The 19,792-nt window shown below is 59.6% G+C and carries 17 protein-coding genes; 10 read left to right on the top strand and 7 right to left on the bottom strand.

Annotated features, from left to right (window positions below):
* Positions 1-654 precede the first annotated feature (654 nt).
* Positions 655-906 carry a DUF6124 family protein gene (locus WH299_RS17135; protein ID WP_339550851.1) on the top strand — a complete coding sequence of 84 codons (252 nt, stop codon included), beginning with the start codon at positions 655-657 and terminating at the stop codon, positions 904-906.
* A 42-nt stretch (positions 907-948) separates the two neighbouring features.
* On the opposite strand, the gene WH299_RS17130 is transcribed toward WH299_RS17135, so the two are convergent.
* From WH299_RS17130 to WH299_RS17120, 3 genes are all read right to left on the bottom strand, one after another.
* Positions 949-3,357 (bottom strand): TonB-dependent siderophore receptor, encoded by a 2,409-nt coding sequence (locus WH299_RS17130; RefSeq protein ID WP_339550849.1) that lies wholly within the window; start codon positions 3,355-3,357, stop codon positions 949-951.
* A 109-nt stretch (positions 3,358-3,466) separates the two neighbouring features.
* The gene (locus tag WH299_RS17125; protein ID WP_122728070.1) at positions 3,467-4,435 is read right to left on the bottom strand and encodes a DUF4880 domain-containing protein; all 969 of its coding nucleotides are present in this window, start codon (positions 4,433-4,435) and stop codon (positions 3,467-3,469) included.
* Positions 4,432-4,941 (bottom strand): sigma-70 family RNA polymerase sigma factor, encoded by a 510-nt coding sequence (locus tag WH299_RS17120; protein WP_122728068.1) that lies wholly within the window; start codon positions 4,939-4,941, stop codon positions 4,432-4,434. The genes WH299_RS17125 and WH299_RS17120 overlap by 4 nt, the downstream gene beginning before the upstream one ends.
* A 406-nt stretch (positions 4,942-5,347) precedes the next feature.
* On the opposite strand from WH299_RS17120, the gene WH299_RS17115 reads away from it, so the two are divergent.
* The 4 genes from WH299_RS17115 to WH299_RS17100 all read left to right on the top strand — a co-directional run bounded on the left by WH299_RS17115 (position 5,348) and on the right by WH299_RS17100 (position 9,007).
* Positions 5,348-5,935, top strand: coding sequence for a DUF433 domain-containing protein (locus tag WH299_RS17115; RefSeq protein ID WP_178083552.1), 588 nt, complete (start codon positions 5,348-5,350; stop codon positions 5,933-5,935).
* A complete protein-coding gene (locus tag WH299_RS17110; protein ID WP_071493603.1) occupies positions 5,932-6,339 on the top strand; it encodes a PIN-like domain-containing protein in 408 nt (135 codons plus the stop codon). Before WH299_RS17115 ends, WH299_RS17110 begins: the two co-directional genes overlap by 4 nt.
* 92 nt (positions 6,340-6,431) lie before the next feature.
* Complete coding sequence (locus WH299_RS17105; protein ID WP_339550848.1) at positions 6,432-7,457, top strand: hypothetical protein; 1,026 nt, start codon at positions 6,432-6,434, stop codon at positions 7,455-7,457.
* Positions 7,458-7,573: 116 nt separating this feature from the next.
* The gene (locus WH299_RS17100; RefSeq protein WP_123475671.1) at positions 7,574-9,007 is read left to right on the top strand and encodes an ArnT family glycosyltransferase; all 1,434 of its coding nucleotides are present in this window, start codon (positions 7,574-7,576) and stop codon (positions 9,005-9,007) included.
* A 15-nt stretch (positions 9,008-9,022) separates the two neighbouring features.
* On the opposite strand, the gene WH299_RS17095 is transcribed toward WH299_RS17100, so the two are convergent.
* Positions 9,023-9,511 carry a TIGR00645 family protein gene (locus WH299_RS17095; RefSeq protein WP_017253710.1) on the bottom strand — a complete coding sequence of 163 codons (489 nt, stop codon included), beginning with the start codon at positions 9,509-9,511 and terminating at the stop codon, positions 9,023-9,025.
* Between the two features lie 166 nt (positions 9,512-9,677).
* Between WH299_RS17095 and WH299_RS17090 the strand changes: the two genes are divergently transcribed.
* Positions 9,678-11,501 (top strand): hypothetical protein, encoded by a 1,824-nt coding sequence (locus tag WH299_RS17090; protein WP_339550847.1) that lies wholly within the window; start codon positions 9,678-9,680, stop codon positions 11,499-11,501.
* Between the two features lie 3 nt (positions 11,502-11,504).
* Here the strand turns inward: WH299_RS17090 and WH299_RS17085 are convergent, their stop codons facing one another.
* On the bottom strand, positions 11,505-11,813 hold the full coding sequence (locus WH299_RS17085) for a PA4575 family protein (RefSeq protein WP_122728058.1): 309 nt from the start codon (positions 11,811-11,813) through the stop codon (positions 11,505-11,507).
* Between the two features lie 367 nt (positions 11,814-12,180).
* Complete coding sequence (locus WH299_RS17080; RefSeq protein WP_126570746.1) at positions 12,181-14,619, bottom strand: Lon protease family protein; 2,439 nt, start codon at positions 14,617-14,619, stop codon at positions 12,181-12,183.
* A 267-nt stretch (positions 14,620-14,886) separates the two neighbouring features.
* On the opposite strand from WH299_RS17080, the gene WH299_RS17075 reads away from it, so the two are divergent.
* From WH299_RS17075 to WH299_RS17060, 4 genes are all read left to right on the top strand, one after another.
* Positions 14,887-15,375: a DUF3015 domain-containing protein gene (locus WH299_RS17075; protein ID WP_016976782.1), complete on the top strand. Its 489-nt coding sequence runs from the start codon at positions 14,887-14,889 to the stop codon at positions 15,373-15,375.
* Between the two features lie 92 nt (positions 15,376-15,467).
* A complete protein-coding gene (locus WH299_RS17070; protein ID WP_339550846.1) occupies positions 15,468-17,321 on the top strand; it encodes an Lnb N-terminal periplasmic domain-containing protein in 1,854 nt (617 codons plus the stop codon).
* 191 nt (positions 17,322-17,512) lie between these two features.
* Positions 17,513-17,869, top strand: coding sequence for a hypothetical protein (locus tag WH299_RS17065; protein WP_122728052.1), 357 nt, complete (start codon positions 17,513-17,515; stop codon positions 17,867-17,869).
* 69 nt (positions 17,870-17,938) lie between these two features.
* Entirely contained in the window at positions 17,939-18,427 is a 489-nt protein-coding gene (locus WH299_RS17060) for a GreA/GreB family elongation factor (RefSeq protein ID WP_126570749.1), read from the top strand.
* On the opposite strand, the gene gdhA is transcribed toward WH299_RS17060, so the two are convergent.
* Positions 18,424-19,761: an NADP-specific glutamate dehydrogenase gene (gene gdhA, locus WH299_RS17055; protein ID WP_339550845.1), complete on the bottom strand. Its 1,338-nt coding sequence runs from the start codon at positions 19,759-19,761 to the stop codon at positions 18,424-18,426. The two genes, WH299_RS17060 and gdhA, sit on opposite strands and share 4 nt — an antisense overlap.
* Positions 19,762-19,792 lie beyond the last annotated feature (31 nt).

Here is a 19,792-nt window from a genome sequence, read left to right as displayed (position 1 = left end):
CCCGTGCCGCAGGTTGAGAATAACGAATCTGAGGACGAGTCGGTCCTTCCTAGCACTGCTTATGCGCTGCAAAAGCGGGTTCGACGTCGCGACCGCTAGCATCAAAAAATGCTGCACAGAGGCTTGCAGAACCTCACCTTACTGGGCCAAGCAAGCAGCGCTAAGTAAACGGTATTCCCTTTGGTGTTCCCCGAAGAAATTTCTAGCCAAAAAAAATCGAAATTACAATCGGTTAGGATTTCAATTCAAATGCCCCCGGCCCACCAATTCGAAGCATCGACAGAACCCGCCTAGTGCGGGTTTTGTTGTTTCTGGGGTTTGGAAAGCTCGACAGAATGAACCCTCGGAATTTTCCTTCAAGATATCGCGCCATTGATGAACTGGTGCAACGCCCACCACGCAGATAGCCTCCTCCAGTCGCTGCAAAATCAGCGACCGGGTTTAGCAGCTCGTTTACTATCAAGGCTTGCAAATCCACCATTCGGTTCTAGCTATGCTTTCAGCATCCGCTGGTTCGTATTATGGCGGCTGTGCGTGGGGCACTTTCGGGTGCGCCGGGTTCCTTGATTCCTGGTCTGCTAACCCGCGTACAGTCGCCACCCTTTTCGTTTAGCAGCGATGTCTGGCGACTCCATCAATCAAGGAGTTTCAGCCATGAAAAAGATCACCCCCAATCCACCCTCGGCACCCCTCTTCACCCTCGCCCCAGACATCTCCCCCGAAACCCTGCTGATCCAAGCCAGCGAAACCCTCGCGTCACTCAACGCCATGACCACCGACCTCGCCTTCGAACTCGAAGGTGCCAGCCGTCATAAGCTACTGGCCAGCCAACAGTTGATAGTGCTGGGCGAACTGTTGGTGGAACGGGTGCTGGTCCTCACACAAGCCCCCCAAACAATCCAGTAACAAAAAAGGCCGAGGAAACTCGGCCTTTTGCTGTCATCTGCCTCAGAAATCCCAACGCGTCGTGACCATCACATTGCGTGGGTCACCGTAATACGCCGAGTCATAGAAGCCGATATTGGTGAAGTACTTCTTGTCGAACACGTTGTTGACGTTAAGCGTGGCCGACAGGTTCTGGGTCAGTTGATAACGCGCCATCACGTCCACCAGCCAGTACGGGTCCTGGGTGAATTTTTCCGAACGGCCGCCACCGGGATAGCCCCAGTTGCGCACGGTTTGCCAGCCCGCGCTCTGCCAGCGTGTGCCACCACCGAGGGTGAGTTTGTCCAGGCTGCCTTGGAGTTTGTAGCTGGTGTATAGGGTGACCTGATCCTCGGGCTCCCAGGTCGCCACTTTCTTGCCATCGGCATCGCGAGCGATCTTGTGGGTGTACCCGGCCTGCAACTGCCAGCCTGGTGCCAGTTCGCCGGAGATTTCGGCTTCGTAGCCTTTGGTTTTGCTCTCGGTGCCCATGTACGCGTAATCGACGGCCGGCTGCGAGTTCCAGGCGGTATCGGCGATGGGGCGATTGGTCTCGTGCACCTCAAAGTAGGCGAGGCTGGCATTCAGGCGGCCATCGAAGAATTCGCCCTTGAGGCCTATCTCGTAGTTTTTGCCCTCGTCGGGTTGAAGCATGGTGTTAGTTCGATCGCGGTACTGGGTCTGCGGCTTGAAGATTTCGGTGTAGCTGGCGTATGCGGTGAAGTTTTCGTTGAGGTCGTACGTCAGGCCGGCGTACGGCACTACTTTGCCGCTTTCTTCGGTGTCGCTGGTGCCGGTGACTTGATAGTTGGCAACCCGCGTGCCCAGCAACAGGTGCAGCGCATCGGTCAGGCTGAAGCGCCCGGTGACATAGGTGCCGGTCTGGCGGGTGATTTCATCACTGAAGCGGGATGCCTTACCCCACTCAGGCTCGATAGCCTCACCGTGCCAGTTGTAGAAATCATAGGAATTGTCGAAGTAGACGGGATTACGGTAGTCCTTGCCCTTCCACCTTGAGCTGGAAACGGACTGCCCGATCACCAGTTCATGCTCGCGTCCGAACAGCTCAAACGGCCCCGACGCGTAAACATCCAGGCTGTCGCTGGTGGTGTCGCCGGTGTATTTGGCCGCATAGATCGAACTGGCTGTCGCGGAATCCTGGGAGATGTAGCCCAGTGGCGCGTCATAGCCGTTGACCTGATGGTTGTACTGGCCTTTGGTGACCCAGCCGTTGTCGAAGCTGTGTTCCAGGGTGGCGAAGACAGTGTGGCTGTATTGTTGCCATGAGCCCCATTTTGGCCCGTTGTTGAACGAGCGCGGCAAGTCGAGTTTGTTGCCGGTGGCGTCGAAGATGGTACGGGTGCCAGTCCAGCTGGAACCTTTGGGGTCGCTGTCCTGGTAGTCGGCGCCCAGGGTCAGCAGGGTGTCCGGGGTCAGGTCGACTTCGAGAATGCCGTAGAGCACGCTGGTCTTGCGCGAGTAATGATCAAGGAACGACTTTTTGTCCTGATACGCCGCCACGGCGCGACCACGCACGTTTCCGGTGTCGGTCAGGGGGCCGCTGACGTCGACCTGGGAACGGTAGTTATCCCAGGAGCCCGCACCCAGTTCGATGCTGCTTTTGAACTCGGAGGTCGGCTTCTTGCGGATCAAGTTAATGGTGCCGCCAGGGCCGCCGGCACCGGTGAGTAAACCGGTGGCACCTTTCAGCACTTCAACGCGGTCGTAGATCGCCATGTCTGTCATGGTCTGGCCTGCCGAGTATTGGGCATCACGCAGGGTAGGTATGCCGTCGTACTGGAAGTTCTCGATGGAGAAACCGCGCGAGTAATAGTTGGTGCGCTCGGTGTCATAGGTCGACACGGTGATGCCCGGCGTGTGGCGCATCACGTCGTCAATCGACTTGAGGCCGAAGTCATCCATGACCTGACGGGTCACCACCGAGATTGATTGCGGGGTTTCTCGTGGCGTCAGCACCAGGCGCGTGGCCGTGGCAATGGTGCCAGGGGTGTACGAGCCCGTGCCCTCGGTGACAGTGCCCAGTTGGTTGGCGCTGACTTGGGTGGTTTGCAATTCCACCTTGCCATCCTGGGAGACCGGTTTGGCCACCACGCGATAGCCGCCCGGCTCACGCTCTGCCTGTAAATTCGCCGGACCCAGCAGGCGCTCAAGGCCTTCATCCACAGAGAAACTGCCCTTCAAACCCTTGCTCTGAATGCCGGCAGCCAGCGCGGAATCGATACCGATCATCACACCCGCTTGCTGCCCAAACGCACCCAACACACGGTCAAGACTGCCGGGCGAAACATCATACGCCTGAGGCTGGGATTGTTCCTGGGCGGGCGCCGCCGTGGTGGCCATGACACTGTGACTGGCGGTTGCCACCGATAAACCGAGGATAACGGTGCGCAAAGCGCTGACGCGGCTGAGCATAAAGACTGTCCTGTCGTGAAAGGGTTGGGTGGACGCTTTTTTCTGCGTCTTACCTGTCTTGATGCTCGAGACGGAAAAACCTGCCACGCGATGCAAAAATAATTTCAGGTCAGGCCGGCACGACAGTGGCCAGGTAGCCAAACACCCGTTGCACACGCACGGGCAACACCTTGGCCAGCAGGTCCAGGCTGGCCTCGGGCTGATCCAGCGAGAACGAACCGGATACCTGCAAGCCCGCCACTGCGGGATCGCAGCGCAGCACGCCGCGACGGTAGCGATCAAGCTGCTCAAGCACCTCGACCAACGGCGTGCGTTCGGCGATCAACAGACCTTTAGTCCAGGCGTCGGCAGTAGATGACAGGGCTGTCGACGGCCCACTCTGAAGACGGTTGAAGCTCATTTGCTCGCCCGCGCCGAGCCGGGTGCTGACGCCGTGCAAGGGTTCGACAGAGGCGCTGCCTGAAAGCATCTGCACGAGCGTGCCCGGTTGACGTGGCAGATCGTGGCTGAGGACCAATCGCGACGATGCCGACGGCCGTACCCAGCCATTGGCCGTCTGGATCGCGGTGTCGGCGCGGGTGCCGGTGGTCAACAACAACCGACCGAGGTTCAGGGTCAACCGGGCGCCCCGAACATCCATAGCGGTGCGGGTATCCAACTGCAATTCGCCAGCATGGGCCAGGCTCAGGCGCTGTCGTTCGCCGGTGGCGGTGTGGTAATCGCTGAACAGCTCCGGCAGCAAAACGCGCTCACGCACACTCAGGCCAAGGGCAGTCGCCACGCCAAGACCGGCGAAACCCTTGAGCAGGGTGCGCCGCGATGGAACACCCCGTGCGTGCAGCAACTGCCGGGCCGTTGGCGCCGGCAGCGCGTGGGTATTGAGGCGCATGTCGCGGCTCAGCCCGGCCAAGCGCTGCCAGGCCAACTCATGCTGCGGATGCTCGTTGCGCCATTGTTGGCAGGCGTGCTGCTCGGCGGCGCCGCTGGTACCGGATTGCAGGGCGACCATCCAGTTCAGGGCCTGGTCCAGCACCTGCTCGTCCAAGGGTTGATCGTTGGCGGACTTGAAGCGATTCATGCCGCGTACACCGCCAGGTAGCAGTGGCGATAGGCTTTGAGCATGGCCTTTTGCACCACATTCACGCTGAGGTCCATCCGCTCGGCGATCTGTGGATAAGTCAGGCCATCGAGCTGCGAGAGCAGGAAAATCTCGCGCACCTTGCTGCCCAGCCCGTCCAGCACCTGGCCTACGGCATCCAGCGCTTCGAGTACCAGCAATCGGGTTTCCGGCGATGGCATGTGTTCGGGTTCGAGGATTGTCAGCGACTGCTCATAGGCACGTTCCAGCGCCTGGCGACGGAAATACTGCCCGCATAAACGGCTGGCGACGGTCGTGAGGTAGGCACGCGGCTCGCGGAAAACCGGCGCAGTGCCACTGCTCAAGATACGTACGAAGGTATCCTGCGCCAGATCCAGGGCCTGTTCCTGCCCGCCCAACTTGCGCCGCAGCAACTGCACCACCCAGCTGTGATGTTGGGCGTAGAGTTCGCCCACGACCTGATGGGCAGAAGAAGATGAGGCCATCGGTGCGATATCCAGGGGACGGCTAAGGAAAGTCACATATGATAATACTTCTCATTAGAGACGGGTTAGGAGTTTCTTCCCTGCTTTAAGAAGGTGTTTAGCTGTCACGGATTATCGACACAGACTACTTGCGCCGACGTAAGCCGCCGGAAAAGTCCTGCACGTTGGCGCGACTGGGATGAACTGGCGCGGATTGAATTGCTCGAATACGCTTCAAACGACTGCTCGTCTGCCGATGATTGAACGCGATCACTTGAGCACGCACACTCCAGCACGCCAACCCACGACAAGGAGGCCGTTCATGCAAAGCATCATTTCGCCCAGCCCCCTGGTGGGCGTTGGTCTCTATACGCCCAGTGAAGCGTCCCTCTACACCGGCATTCCTGCCTCAGATATTCGTAGATGGTTGTTTGGCTATCGTGCCAATGGCATTCATCATCCAGGCCTCTGGCAGTCGGAACTCAGGGATGTGAACGATTGCATACTGAGTTTCCACGACCTGCTCGAAATCCGCTTCGTGCACGCATTTCGTCAGCATGGAGTGAGCTTGCAAGCCATTCGCTGCGCCTCTCGGCAAGCCTCTGAACTGTTTGGCCAATCCTATCCATTTACCTGCAAACGCTTCCAAACAGACGGCCGCAACATTTTCGCCACTGTTCTGGATGAAACAGGCGACGAGACACTGCTGGACCTGATCAAAAAACAGTACGCGTTCAAGCAGGTGATCAGCCCATCGTTGTACGAAGGGATCGACTACACCGGCAAGGGCTCTGCCCAGCGCTGGTATCCGATAAAACGCAGCAAGGCAATCGTCCTGGACCCCGCCAGAAATTTCGGGAAACCAGTACTGACGGGGACCGGTATCGACACTGCCGCACTGTTCAGTGCTTATGAGGCGGAAGAACAGGATACGAAACGTGTTGCCCTGCTCTATGAGATCCCCACATCTGCTGTAAAGGCCGCTATCGACTTCGAACAAAGGCATGCGGCTTGAACTTCCTTCTGGACCACAACCTGCCACCTGCGCTAGCGCGAGCCTTGAATGAGCTTTCACACGTCCATGAGCATGGCGTAGTCCCACTCAAGGATAAATTCCCTCAGAGTGCGAGTGACATTTCCTGGATATCAGTGCTTCGCGATGAAGGCGACTGGGTTGTTATCTCTCAAGATCGATTTACCAAAGGGCATGCTGAAAAGCAGGCATTCCGAGACTGCGGGCTGCCCATTTTTTGCCTAGCGAAACATTGGAGCAGCGAGACCTACTGGAATAAAGCTCACAATCTTGTTCGCTGGTGGCCGGCAATCATGAAGCAATCAGCGTTGATAAGGGGAGGCGCCGCGTTCAGCGTGCCGTGGCGTTTTTCTGCGCCGGGTAAATTTGACCAGATAAAGATGTAAAGCCTTCAGCGCAAAACAGTCCCTGTCTGGAATCCCTCCGCACTTCCCATTACCCTGACCCTCTCTATCAGACAACCGGAAGTCCGATACCCGTGTTCAAGCCACTCGCCGCTCTCACCCTCGCCTGCGCCCCTCTGCTCGCAACCGCCGCCGAACTGGCCGGTGTCTGGACGGGCACCTTGGGCAAATCCGCGATCACCGTCTGTTTCAACGGTGCCCACGGCGCCAATGGCAGTTATTACTACCAACGGATTCTTACGCCCATTCAACTGACCCAAGCCAACGCCAGCGAGCCCTGGGTGGAAGAGGGCCAAACCGGTTTCTGGCAGTTGGACGACCCGCAGGGCGATACGTTGACCGGCACCTGGAGCAAAGCCTTGGGCGGCAAAAGCCTGGTGCTGATGCTAAAACGCGCGGACACGGACAGTTGCGCCAGCGACACCTACAACAACCCGCTGGAGGCGACGCCGCCTGCGGTGAAGGTCGAGAAGAAGACGTTCGCCGAACACGCCTATCAGGTGAAGACCCAAGGCGGGCAGGTCATCCTGAAACTCGAGGGCGACGGGGAAGCCATCGATAAGATCAACCGGGATCTCGCACGCATGGCCATCAATCCAGACGGCCAGACCGATTTTTATAGAGAACGGCGCAACTCATTGGACCAGGGCGGCAGCACCGCGACCAGCGAGATCACGGTGGAACCGTTCTACTGGTCATCACAGTGGATCACCGTGCGTTTCTATCGCTGGTCGGCGGGGTACGGGCGCGGCGGAATCAGTTGGGGCCTGCACAGTTGGAACCTGCAAACCGGTGAAAAGGTCGACCCCTGGACGTGGTTGGGCGGCCATGAGCAATGGGACACGCCCTACTCGGGCCAGGTCAAACTGCCGGCCGCTTTCAGCACCTGGTTGGCCAAGCAGACCACCACGGACGAAGGATGCCCGGCCGTGACCAGCTATTCCTCGTTCGACTTGAGCTTCAACACCCAAGGGCTGCAACTGTCGACACCCGCTCAGGGCGATGGCTGCGATAACGAGCTGAGCTTCACTTGGGAGCAACTGCAGCCCGTGCTGAGCCCGCAAGGTCAAGCCGCATTGCCTAGCTTGATGGCTCCCTGACCCACCTTACAAAAAACCAACACTCGTTCACGAAATATTCAGAAACGCCCACGGATACTAGCCCATTGCAATGACCGTTCCCCCGGACGGTCCTCCTGCCCTGGTAGCCACACTCCATGACGCGCCCTGCTCCCCTGCTGCTCCTGCTTGCTGGTCTGTTGTTCTTCTTTGCCTTGGGCAACCATGAGCTGCAAGGCTCTACCGAAGCCCGTGTCGCCGGGATCGCCATGGCCATGCACCTGGACAATAACTGGGTAGTGCCCCAGTTGTTTCGCGAGCCCTTCCTGGAAAAACCGCCCCTGAGCCTGTGGATAGACGCCGGGGCCATTCGCCTGTTCGGCGGCACCACTTGGGCGGTACGCCTGGCCTCGGCGTTTGCCGGGTTGTTCAGCGTGATGCTGCTTTACACGATGCTGCGCCGGTTCGGACGACCGCAGACGCTGGCGTTCAGCGCCGCGTTGATCCTGGCGACCATGGCCAGCTATTGGAGCAATGCGCGCGGCGTCGGTGAGGATTCGCTGCTCACCCTCGGCGTGACCACCGCGCTGCTGGCGTTCTACCAGGCCGTGCGGCCTGATCGCCAGGGCCCCAGCACAGGCGCCTGGGCACTGTTTACCGCCGGGATGGTGATCGCCACCCTCAGCAAAGGCATGCTGGGCCTGGCCATGCCGGGCATTGTGATTTTCGCGTACCTGGCCAGCACCAGCCTGATGGACAAACGCCTGCAGATTGGCAACTGGCTCAAGCCAGCGCTGTTTACCTTGCTGGCGCTGGTGCCGCTGATGATCTGGCTGGGGTTCCTGTTCCAGCGTGGCGGCATGCAGGCGGTGGCCGAAGTGTTGCTGACCAACAGCGTCGGCCGGTTCAGCGGCTCGTTTGTCGAGGCCGGGCATTACGAGCCGTTCTACTACTACATCGCCAAGCTGCCCGAAGCGTTCCTGCCTTGGAATATCCTGGTGTACCTGGGCCTGTGGCACTTCCGCAAAAGCCTGGTGCGCAACCGCTACCACCTGTTCTTCAGCGTCTGGCTGGTGGCACAGTTCACCCTGCTGACCCTGGCGTCGAGCAAACGCACCGTTTACCTGATGGCACTCGCGCCAGCCGCCGCCGTCTTGGCAGCGGAATATGCGCGGGTGCTGCTGGACTGGCTGAAAACCCACAAACCCGCGCTGCATAAGCATCACAGAACGGTAGTGGGCAGCGTGTTCACCCTGGCCGTGGGGTGCTACCTGATCGCCGCCTTCTGGTTCGCGCCCAAAGCGGATGTGCGCCAGTCATTCGTACCGGTGATCAGCCAGGTTCAGGCGTTGAAAGATGAAGGCAGGGAGGTGGTGCTGTACCGGCCCAACGAGCGCATCGCCGGGGCCAGCGTGTTTTACCTGCAGGCCTATTTACCGATTCTGCAAACCGAGGCCGAGTTGCACAGTTACCTCGGCGCCAAGCCCGGCAACGTTGCGCTGCTGGACCATACCGATGACCTGGCGACCCCGGTGAAGGTGATCAAGCAAATGTCGATCAATCGCCAGCCTTACTACTTCGTGGAGCAGTAAGGCCAGCGCAGGGCATCAGTGCTTGGTGACCTTGTCCAGGTAACCCATGGCAAACGCCGAGATCACAAACGTCATGTGGATGATCACGTACCACATCAAGTGCTGCGGATCGACGTTCTTGGCGTCCATGAAGATGCGCAGCAAGTGGATGGAGGAAATCGCCACGATGGAGGCCGCCACTTTCATCTTCAGCGACGAAGAATCCATGGTGCCCAGCCAGTTGAGCTTTTCCTTGTTTTCATCGATATCCAGCTGCGAGACAAAGTTCTCGTAGCCGGAAATCATCACCATCACCAGCAAGCCACCGACCAGTGCCATGTCGATCAACGACAGCAGCACCAGGATCAGCTCGGACTCGGCCATCGAGAACACGCTCGGCAGCAGGTGAATCACTTCCTGGAAGAATTTCAGCGCCAGCGCCAGCAACCCCAGGGACAAGCCGAAATAAATAGGCGCCAGCAGCCAGCGCGAGGCGTACATAGCATTTTCGATAAAGCGTTCCATTGGATCTCACACAGCTAGGCTAGAAATGGCGGCGAGTATACCAGCCGCTACAAGACACCTGTAACCACGAGAAAACTGACCTGTGCGGCATCTGTAAGAGAATTTTTCTGCTAGTGTCGAGCTCAATAACGACTCCGCTCGATGACGTCGGACAGGAAAAACCCAGATGATGGATGTGCGATCCCCTTTGGCCGGTATCGGCCTGTGCGCGGCATTGCTGCTGGCTGGCGGCTGCTCCCCCAGCGACGAGCAGAAGCAAACCACCCTCGAAGAGAAAACCGCCAAGTTCGAACAATCCCTCGACAGCATCCAGGACCCCAAGCTGCGCGACGCCGTCGCTGACCTGGGAGGGTCGCTGCTGTTGCTGGAGCGGGCGCGGGTCAAGCTCGCCACCAAGCCCATCGAAACCGAATACGGCGACGACACCCTGACCCTGCTCAAGCACTACCCCACGCCCCAGGCGCTGGTGGACACCTACATCAATGGCCTGTTCGTGCTGCGCAAGACCTCCCATTCCGACTATCTGACGGATTTACAGCCGGTCTTCCCCTTTAACTTCAACGTCCCAGACCAATTCCCCTTCCCCCATGGGCTGGAATGGCAATCGGTGACCCTGAGCAACAACAAGGTGATCCCCTTCCAGCCGGAATGGTCGGAAACCGATCCGGGCATCCAACTGAGCCCCAGCAGTTCCAACCTGACCAACCCCGATGACCTGACGGTGACCTACCCGTTCATCGAGGGCATCGAGACGGAAAACAAGAGCCAGCCACAGCCTGTCAGCCTCAAGGGCACAGTTGAAGTGGTCGCGCCGGGCAAGGTGCTGACCTTTGATCTGTCGAAAAAGGACGTGGGCCACAAGCGCACCGAAGGCAACATCACCCTCAACCTGGTCTCGCTGGAAAAAAACTACGCCGAGATCGAGTTGACCAACAGCCAGCCACTGGCATCGGAAGTCGGCGACGAATCGCCTAACCCTCTGCTGGTGCAGGCGCGGGACAGCACCGGGCAGTTCCTCACACGCTCGGGCTCGATCAACGAAAGCAACGCCCAAGTCACGTTCTACGAGAAACAACTGGCCGAAATGCAAAAGCAGAAGGCTTGGTCGGAGGCGTTCGAAAAACAGCTGACCGATGAGCAGAAAGCCTTCGAACGCAAGCAGAGCAGCCATTACGCCAAGGTGTACTTCAATGGCGTGATCGACAACCTGCAAGTCAACGTGCTGGATTTTTCCACCGCCACACGCACCCGCAAAGACCTCGACCTGCCAGTGCTGCGCTTCGACAAGAACAGCCTGCAGAAAACCGTGCAGGCCCTGCCAATGCCAGTCACCGTGTATGACGACAGCGCCGCCAACTGGCTCAAAGACGCAAGCATGACCGAGGACCAGTTGAAAAACAGCGTCACCATCAGCCAGTCAGTCGAAGACGCCAGCGCGGCGCACATCGTGTTCGACCACCCATTCACCTTCAATGACGACCTGGTGGGCAGCGAGCGCAACAGCAGTGAATCACCGGTGACCTTCTTCACCGCCGACGAAAAAGGCGAGCGCGGCGAACCGATCGAGCTGCCGACCGAGGCCTTTGAGCTGAACCCGGCACGCGGCACCCTGACCTATGACCTCAACCTGTTCCCGGAAAATCCGGCCTTTGTGGTGGGCTCGATCCCGCTGTTCCTGGCGACCATCGATAAAAACGAGATTGACGCGAGCAAGCTGCCCAAAGGGCTCGAACTCAAAGACAACGCGCTGATCGTCGACCAGAAAGCCTTTCCCGCTGACAGCTGGCGTTTCTACGCCAAGGACGCCAGCGGCAATTACCTCAAGGAAATCCTCGGCGTCAGCCACCGCGCCGAGGAATACGGCACAGCGATGTTTGACGTGCATTACTTCTACGGCCAGCCGACCACCCTGGAAAGCTACCAGCGCACTGACCTGAGCACCGTGCAATATGGCTTCGAGGTCAAGCTGGACAAGCCCGAGAGCAAGTAGCGGTCAGTGATGGGTGTCACCGTTGAGCTGTCGCAGATGGGCCTGCATGTGCAGGCACCAGATCTGCGGGTCACCCGCCTTCTCGTACCCGTGCTGGGTCAGGCTGTCCACAATGGATTCCAGAATATTTTCCGCCGCGAAGGGCCCGGGGAACGGGCCTTGGGACTTGATGGTGGAAGGTTGTTCACCGGTCATTCCAGCGGCAAACAACAACGTCCACATCCCGTTATCCCCCGCGAGAGGGCGAATGGAACATTCGATACGGGTGACCAGGCCGAAGCACTGGCGGGTAAGGCAAAGGTTGCGCGGCATGGCGGCGACCCTCGGTAGATCGGTATTCAACCTGCGCCTGTGGCGAGGCTGTCTCTATCCAGCGACTCCTGTGGATATCCCTTGAGCACAGAATAGAAGAAAACCACGACAAACCAAGGTTGTAGGGACAGACGGCCGTTGGCCCTACAGCTGCGCCAATTTTGTGACGGTTTTGCCCGTAATGTGGTGAGCGGGCTTGCCCCGCGCTGGGCTGCGAAGCAGCCCCAGTGGGACCGGTGCGGTGTGCCAGTGAGATTGAATTGTCTGGTTTTGGGGCTGCTTCGCAGCCCAGCGCGGGGCAAGCCCGCTCACCACAACAAGCGTGCTCACCACCACAGCCCACCAGTCACGACAACTCGCTCAGCCATCAGGTGGGCTTGGCTTCGGCCAGCGCCTGCTGTGCCAACTCCTTCTCCGCTTCCTTGAGGTCTTCCTCGCTGATCATCTCGGCAATCGCGCGCAACCGCTCCACCACGCGCGCGTTCACCGTGCCTTCCGGGAACTGCCCCTCGGCATCCGGCTCACCGGCATCCTCGCCCACCAGCAGGCTCAGCGCCTCGTCGGCCTGGCGCACAGCATAGATGTGGAACTGCCCGGCGCGCACGGCCTGCAGCACCTTCTCATCGAGCATCAACGTGGCGACGTTGGCCTGGGGAATGATCGCCCCCTGTTCACCGGTCAAACCGCGCGCTTCACACAGGCGGAAGAAACCTTCGATCTTCTCGTTGACCCCACCCACCGCCTGCACTTCACCAAACTGGTTGATCGAGCCGGTGATGGCAAAGCACTGCTTGAGCGGCGTTTTCGACAAGGCCGAGATCAAGGTGCACGCCTCGCCCAAGGACGCACTGTCGCCGTCCACATAACCGTAGGATTGCTCCAGCGCGATGCTCGCCGAGATCGCCAGCGGGAATTCCTGGGCATACCGGCTGCCCAGGTAACCCGTGAGGATCATCACGCCCTTGGAGTGAATCGGCTGGCCAAGGTTGACCTCACGCTCGATGTCGACAATGCCGCTGCCACCCGGATACACCGTGGCGGAAATCCGCGCCGGCACGCCGAAGGCCGAGTCACCGACTTCCAGTACAGTCAGCCCATTGCACTTGCCCACCGCCGCACCGGCGGTGTCGATGAGGATGACCCCGGCGAGCATGTCGTCGAGAATCCGCGCCGACACGCGCCCGGTGCGCGTGGCCTTGGCCTTGAGGGCGCGCTCGATATGGCCGGCATCGGTCATTTCGTCGCCCGCCAAGTGGCGAATGAAGTCAGCCTCGCTGACTAACTGGAACAAGTCGCCAATACGCGCCGACAACCGGCCCTGATGCTCGGCCAACCGCGCACTGTAAGTGGCCAACCGCGCCACCGCATCCGAGGTCAGCGGCGCCATGCCTTCTTCCGAGGTACGGGTTTTGAGCAACTGCGCAAACTGCTCCAGACTTTCGTCGACCATCGGGATGTCTTCGTCGAAGTCCACCAGTACGCGGAACATCTCCTGGAAATCCGGATCGGCGTCCTGCAACGCGTAGTACAACTGACGCGAACCGATGATGATCACTTTGACCTGCAACGGAATCATCTGCGGGTTGAGGGTCACGGTGGCCAGGCGGCCCAGCTCGCCCAGCGGTGATTCCATCTTCAGTTTGCGCGACTGCAGGGAACGCTTGAGCGCGTCCCACACAAACGGCTCGCTGAGCATTTTTTCGGCTTCCAGGATCAGGAAGCCGCCGTTGGCACGGTGCAGCGCGCCCGGACGCAACTGGCGATAAGTGGTGTAGAGCGCGCCCTGGTCGGTGCTGTATTCGATGCGGCCGAACAGGTTGTCGTAGGTCGGGTGCGGTTCAAACACCACCGGGGCGCCGCCGTTGACCGGATGCCCTACCACCAGGCTTGGGCAATATTGCTCTTCCAGCAGCTTGCGCGCCTGGGCGTCGGTCTTGGCGTCGTCGACCAATTGCTCGACCACGGTCTTGAGCAGATAGACCTGCATGGCTTGCAGATAACCGCAGACGGCCGCATTTTCCGCATACTTTTCCGACAGCGGTGCAAGCAAAGGCTGCAGGGCCAGGGTGATGGTTTCTTCGTTGAATTGGCGCAGTTGGTTATTCGACTCACGCTTCCACTGCGGCAGGCTGGCCAGTTCTTCGTTGAGGCGCTCTTCCAGCTCGGAAATGTCCGTGTGGAAACGCTCGCGGTCGGCTTCCGGCAACTGCGAGAACTCGGCCTCGTCGAGCGCCTTGCCGTCGAGCATCGGGGTAAAAGCGATGTTGCTACTGTCGCGGTACAGCGCCACGTCCTTTTCCAGGGCCAGGCGTTCGATCACGTCCAAGGCCTTGTCGTAGCGCTGGTTGAAGGCGCGGTCGATGGCGCTTTTACGCTGTTGATAGGTCGGGTGTTCGAAGACCGCCGGAAAGGTGGCGACGAGGTTGTCGACCAAACCGTTGATGTCGTTGATGAACGCCGCCGCCGCGCCGCCGGGCAATTCCAGGGCGCGCGGTTCGCGAGGTTCATCGAAATTGTTCACATAGACCCAATCCGCCGGGGTCTGCAGGCGCTTGCCTTCGGCTTTCAGGTAGCGTTTGACGAACGAAAAGCGCCCGGTACCGGGCTCACCCATGACAAACACGTTGTAACCGGGGCGTGGCATGGCCACACCGAACTGCAAGGCTTCAACCGCACGTTCCTGGCCAAGCACACCGCGAAAGGGCTCCAAATCATTGGTGGTCGAGAAGCTGAACTGTTCAGCGGAGAAAGGGCGAGTCAGCGCTTCGGGCGCTAGACGCAAGCTGGCAGCAACAGGATCAGGCATCGGGCTTCCTTACATCAGGCGGGGCAGATGACGGCATTCTGGCTCCCGGTCACGCGCTCTGGCAAGGCGCGCTTTCGGGAAAGCATAGACGTGAGAGATGAGCTGCAGAAATATCGCGACATCGCGGATTGTTTTATAAAAATGCACGGAACCCTTGGAACGTGCCTAAACTCCAAACTGCGCGGGTTGGACTAATAACTGGCCCCTAGGGCGCTGCGACGCGCCTGAACCCTTGTCCATTGGTTTGCACACAAAGAGAACAAAGCTATGAAACGGATCCTTCTCGGTACTCTCTTCACCGTCGTCTCCCTCAATGCAATGGCAGAAGCACCAGGTGGCCCGAACTGCGGTTGGGGCAACATGTTGTTCGAAGGCCAGCGCGGCACGCCAGCTCACTTCCTGGCTTCCACTACCAACGGTACTTCGGGTAACGCCACGTTCGGCATGACCTCGGGCACCAACGGCTGTAACACCAACAGCGCCCTGACCTACGGCGGCAAGTCCTGGATTGCCATGAATGGCATGATGAACGAGCTGTCCGAAGACATGGCCAAGGGCAACGGCGAAGCGCTGACCACCTACGCCGTGGTACTGGGCGTGGCACCGGAAGATCGCGAGCACTTCGCGGCCGTGACCCACGAGCACTTCCAGCAGATCTTCAGCAAAGCTGACGTGACCGCTGACGACGTGCACAACAACACCATTGCGGTACTGAAAAGCGATGCCCGTCTGGCGAAATACGCAACCCAGGCTTAAGCTCGATCCGCCCGCGCCTGCTTAAGGCGCGGGTTTTATTTTGGACCCGCCTCCCCTTTGGGTCTCTTTTATATCCGACTTAAGTTGCCCCTATGCTCAAACGCTTTGCCTGGATGGCACTCTTCGCCTGCGCCCCGCTGTATGCGGCCCCGCACCTTGATGATCAACGTTTGCAGCAATTGGCGAATGATCCGTTCTGGCTTTCCCTGGGCCATTACGAAGCCGGCAAGATCAGTGGCTGGCGCAGTTACGTCAGCGACAAAAAGTTCTTCCTCGCGGCCGATGGCGCCCACCACCCGGACGCCGAGCTCAAGGCCACTGTTGATGCGCTCTACGCACCGGCCAGCCTGGGTGAAAAACACGCCCAATGCGTTTACCCAGCACGGACCCGCTGGCTCAAGGATCAGTTGCACCTCACTGACCTGCCTGCCGTGGACTGCACAGAATTCAAGCAATGGTTCAAGGACGTCGCCCCCCATAGCGCGGTGATGATCTTCCCAGCGGCCTACCTCAACAGCCCGTCGTCGATGTTCGGCCACACGTTGCTGCGCATCGACCAGGCCGACGTGCAGAGCAACAATACCGCCCTGCTCAGCTACGCGATCAACTTCGGCGCCTACATCGAAGGCTCCGACAACAGCATTCTCTACGCCTGGAAAGGCCTGATGGGCGGTTATCCCGGCCTGTTCGCGCTGGTGCCTTATCAGGAAAAGCTGTCGGAGTACCGCAGCCTTGAGAACCGCGACCTGTGGGAATATCGCCTCAACCTCACTCAAGTCGAGACCGAGCGCATGGTCGAGCACGTGTGGGAGCTCAAACAGATCCAGTTCGATTACTTCTTCTTTGACGAAAACTGCTCCTATCGCCTGCTGGAATTGCTGCAAGTGGCGCGTCCCGGCCTGCGGTTGACCGAACAGTTCCCTCTGACCGCCATCCCGACCGACACGGTCAAGGCGGTTAAAGATGCGGGGTTGGTGGAGAGGATTGATTATCGCCCCTCCCGTGAGCGCGAGCTGCTGGAGCGTGCCAAGCCGCTCGACAGCGACGAGCAACAATGGGTACTGAAGATCAGCGACGACCAGAAACAATTGCAGGAGCCGGCATTCAAAGCCCTGCCCCGCGACCGCCAGGCCCTGATCATCGACGCCGCCTACCGCCTCGGCCGCTACCGCGCCAATGGCCTGGAGCGGGACACGGCCCGCTCCCAGCGCAGCTTCGAATTGCTGCGCGCGATCAACCAGAACCCGGCGCCCGACCTCAAGATCACCCCGCCCGGCCTGCCGGAAAACGGCCATGAATCACGCACCTGGCAAGCCGGCATCGGCACCCGTGGCGACAAGGCCTTCGGTGAATACGGCCTGCGCATGGCCTACCACGACCTCAACGACAACGCCGAAGGTTTCCCCCTGGGTGCGCAGATCGAAATCCTGCAGATGAAACTGCGCCAGTACGAAGGCAACCACTGGCAATTGCAGCAGCTGGACCTGGCCACCATCCGCTCCCTGACCCCACGTAACGCCCTGTTGCAGCCATGGTCATGGCAAGTCACTGGCGGCCTTGAACGTGTACCAGGCAAACACGACGACGAAACCCTGGTCGCCCACGTCAACGGTGGCGCCGGCGGCACCTGGCAACTGAGCGATGACATGCTCGGCTTCGCCCTCGGCACCGTGCGCGTGGAGCACAACAATGACTTCAACGAAGCCATCTCCCCCGCGGCCGGCTTTAACACTGGCGTGCTGTGGAAAAACCCGCTGGGTAACCTGAGCCTGGAAGCCAAGGGTGATTTCTTCACCAATGGCGAAGTGCGCCGTAGCATCAGCCTGAACCAGCAGTGGGAATTGTCGCGCAACCTCGGATTGCGCCTGAGCGCTCAGCGCGAATACAGCCACCTGTCGACGCCGGTTAATGAAGTGATGCTGGAAGTGAAGTGGTACCACTATTGACCACAGGACCTGTAGGAGCCGGCTTGCCGGCGACCGCATCACCTCAGAGCGACTGATACACCGAGGTGCCTGCATCGCCAGCAAGCCAGCTCCTACACAACAACAGTATTCTCACCTCCCTTTCACACCTCCCCGACAAATCCCCTTCTAGACTCTTCCCTATCAGCCGTGAAACGGCCAGGGAGTACGCCATGTGGCGGTCTGCGGTATTGCTGTGTGCAGTGATGTGGTTGGCCGGCTGCCAATCGACCCATGAAAATTTGCTGGCCAAAGGTTACCCACCGGCCTTTGCCGACGGTTTTGACGATGGCTGCAGCAGCGGTCGCCAGGCGGCTGGCGTTATCAGCGGTGAGTTTCGCAAGAATGTGCCGCGTTATCTGAAAGACCGCGAATACGCTGAAGGCTGGGAAGACGGTTTCCGCCAGTGCAAGGCCATGCGTGAGAACGAAGAGTTGCGTGACTACAAGGACAACCACTGGGATGACCGCGAGCGCGCCTGGCAACAGGAGAAAAACCGCGACGCCGCCAGGGCCTATCGTTCGCAATAGGTCGTTTCCAGACATCCAGCGAAACTAAAGCGCGGCGACCATGGCCCAACTCCAGAGAGGGAGAACGTCATGAGCCGAGCTTTTGTAAATGAGGACAACGCTGCCGCCCAGGCTGATCAGCCGGTGGAGCGTCAGGTCAGTGAGCAGCCCAATCGCCTGACTGCGCAAGGTTTGGCGCAATTGCAGGCCAAGGTTGCGCAGTTGCAGCAGGCTTACAGCCTCGAATCCGCCAAGGGCGATAAACAGCGCCAGGCGGACCTTGAGCGGGATTTGCGCTACTTCAACCAGCGGGTGCAAAGCGCCCAAGTGGTCGCGCCGGCCACCTCCACTGACAAGGTGCAGATCGGCAGTTGGGTGACCTTCGCCAATGAACAGGACGAACAACAACGTATCCAGTTGGTCGGTGAAGACCAGGCCGATGCGAGCGCAGGCCTGATCAACTGGGGTTCGCCCCTGGGCCGCGCCTTACTGGGCGCCCAGGTGGGTGACGAGGTACTGTGGCAGCGCCCCGTCGGCGATCAGTTGATCGAAGTGCTGCGGATTGAGCCCGAGTTTTAGACGATGCCTTGGGCCAGCATCGCGTCGGCGACTTTGACGAAGCCGGCGATGTTCGCGCCTTTCACGTAGTTGATCCGGTCGTTTTCTTCGCCGTAGTGCACGCAGGCATGGTGGATCGACTGCATGATGTTGTGCAGCTTGCTGTCCACTTCACCGGCGGTCCACAGCAGGCGCATGGCGTTCTGCGACATTTCCAGGCCGCTCACGGCGACGCCGCCAGCGTTAGAAGCTTTACCCGGCGCGAACAGGGTGCCCGCCTCGATAAAGATATCCACAGCCTCGAGCGTGGTCGGCATGTTGGCGCCTTCGGCCACGCAGATGCAGCCATTGCGCAGCAAAGCGCGGGCGGCGTCGGCATCGAGTTCGTTCTGGGTCGCGCAGGGCAAGGCGATGTCGCAAGCCAGTTCCCATGGCGTCTGGCCTTTGCGGAATTCCAGGCCGAAACGCTCGGCCAGTTCGCTGATGCGACCGCGCTGGACGTTTTTCAGCTCCAGCAGGGCCGACCATTGCTCTTCGGTCAAACCGCTTTCGGCGTACAGGGTGCCTTCGGAGTCGGACAAGGAAATCACCTTGCCGCCCAGGTCCATGACCTTGCGCGCCGCGTATTGCGCCACGTTGCCGGAGCCTGACACCGCCACGCGCTTGCCCTCAACCCGCTGGTTGTTGCGCTTGAGCATCTCTTCAGCGAAGTACACGCAGCCGAAACCCGTGGCTTCCGGGCGGATCAGGCTGCCGCCGTAGGTCATGCCCTTGCCGGTCAGCACGGAGGTGAACTGGTTGCTCAGACGCTTGTACTGACCGAACAGGAAGCCGATCTCACGGGCGCCCACGCCGATATCGCCGGCCGGCACGTCCACGTCCGCGCCGATGTGGCGATACAGCTCACTCATGAAGGCCTGGCAGAAGCGCATGACTTCAGCGTCGCTCTTGCCCTTGGGGTCGAAGTCCGAGCCGCCTTTGCCGCCGCCCATGGGCAGCGACGTCAGAGAATTCTTGAAGGTCTGCTCGAAGGCGAGGAACTTCAACACGCCCAGGTTCACCGATGGATGGAAGCGCAAGCCGCCTTTGTAGGGGCCGATGGCGCTGTTCATCTGAATACGGAAACCGCGATTGACCTGGACCTTGCCGTGATCATCCACCCACGACACCCGGAAGGTAATCGCGCGTTCTGGCTCGCAGATGCGCTCCAGGATGCCCGATGTCAGGTAATGAGGATTGGCTTCCAGAAACGGCCACAGACTGCGTAGGACTTCTTCTACGGCCTGGTGGAATTCCGGCTGGTCCGGGTCGCGTTTCTTGAGGCGGGCAAGGAAGGATTCGACGGATTCGATCATGGAAAGTCTCGGCAAATTTTTAGTTGTTAAC

Source organism: Pseudomonas sp. MYb541, from assembly GCF_037479595.1.
In the GTDB taxonomy this organism is placed as follows: domain Bacteria; phylum Pseudomonadota; class Gammaproteobacteria; order Pseudomonadales; family Pseudomonadaceae; genus Aquipseudomonas; species Aquipseudomonas canadensis.
Note: the sequence above shows the minus strand (reverse complement) of the source record. Positions and strands in the feature narration are given on the sequence as shown.

Bases quoted from the DNA above. Each gene is read 5' to 3' on its own strand.
- WH299_RS17135 (WP_339550851.1), top strand. From the start codon at position 655: ATGAAAAAGATCACCCCCAATCCACCCTCGGCACCCCTCTTCACCCTC.
- WH299_RS17130 (WP_339550849.1), bottom strand. From the start codon at position 3,357: ATGCTCAGCCGCGTCAGCGCTTTGCGCACCGTTATCCTCGGTTTATCG.
- WH299_RS17125 (WP_122728070.1), bottom strand. From the start codon at position 4,435: ATGAATCGCTTCAAGTCCGCCAACGATCAACCCTTGGACGAGCAGGTG.
- WH299_RS17120 (WP_122728068.1), bottom strand. From the start codon at position 4,941: ATGGCCTCATCTTCTTCTGCCCATCAGGTCGTGGGCGAACTCTACGCC.
- WH299_RS17100 (WP_123475671.1), top strand. From the start codon at position 7,574: ATGACGCGCCCTGCTCCCCTGCTGCTCCTGCTTGCTGGTCTGTTGTTC.
- WH299_RS17095 (WP_017253710.1), bottom strand. From the start codon at position 9,511: ATGGAACGCTTTATCGAAAATGCTATGTACGCCTCGCGCTGGCTGCTG.
- WH299_RS17090 (WP_339550847.1), top strand. From the start codon at position 9,678: ATGATGGATGTGCGATCCCCTTTGGCCGGTATCGGCCTGTGCGCGGCA.
- WH299_RS17085 (WP_122728058.1), bottom strand. From the start codon at position 11,813: ATGCCGCGCAACCTTTGCCTTACCCGCCAGTGCTTCGGCCTGGTCACC.
- WH299_RS17080 (WP_126570746.1), bottom strand. From the start codon at position 14,619: ATGCCTGATCCTGTTGCTGCCAGCTTGCGTCTAGCGCCCGAAGCGCTG.
- WH299_RS17075 (WP_016976782.1), top strand. From the start codon at position 14,887: ATGAAACGGATCCTTCTCGGTACTCTCTTCACCGTCGTCTCCCTCAAT.
- WH299_RS17070 (WP_339550846.1), top strand. From the start codon at position 15,468: ATGCTCAAACGCTTTGCCTGGATGGCACTCTTCGCCTGCGCCCCGCTG.
- WH299_RS17065 (WP_122728052.1), top strand. From the start codon at position 17,513: ATGTGGCGGTCTGCGGTATTGCTGTGTGCAGTGATGTGGTTGGCCGGC.
- WH299_RS17060 (WP_126570749.1), top strand. From the start codon at position 17,939: ATGAGCCGAGCTTTTGTAAATGAGGACAACGCTGCCGCCCAGGCTGAT.
- gdhA (WP_339550845.1), bottom strand. From the start codon at position 19,761: ATGATCGAATCCGTCGAATCCTTCCTTGCCCGCCTCAAGAAACGCGAC.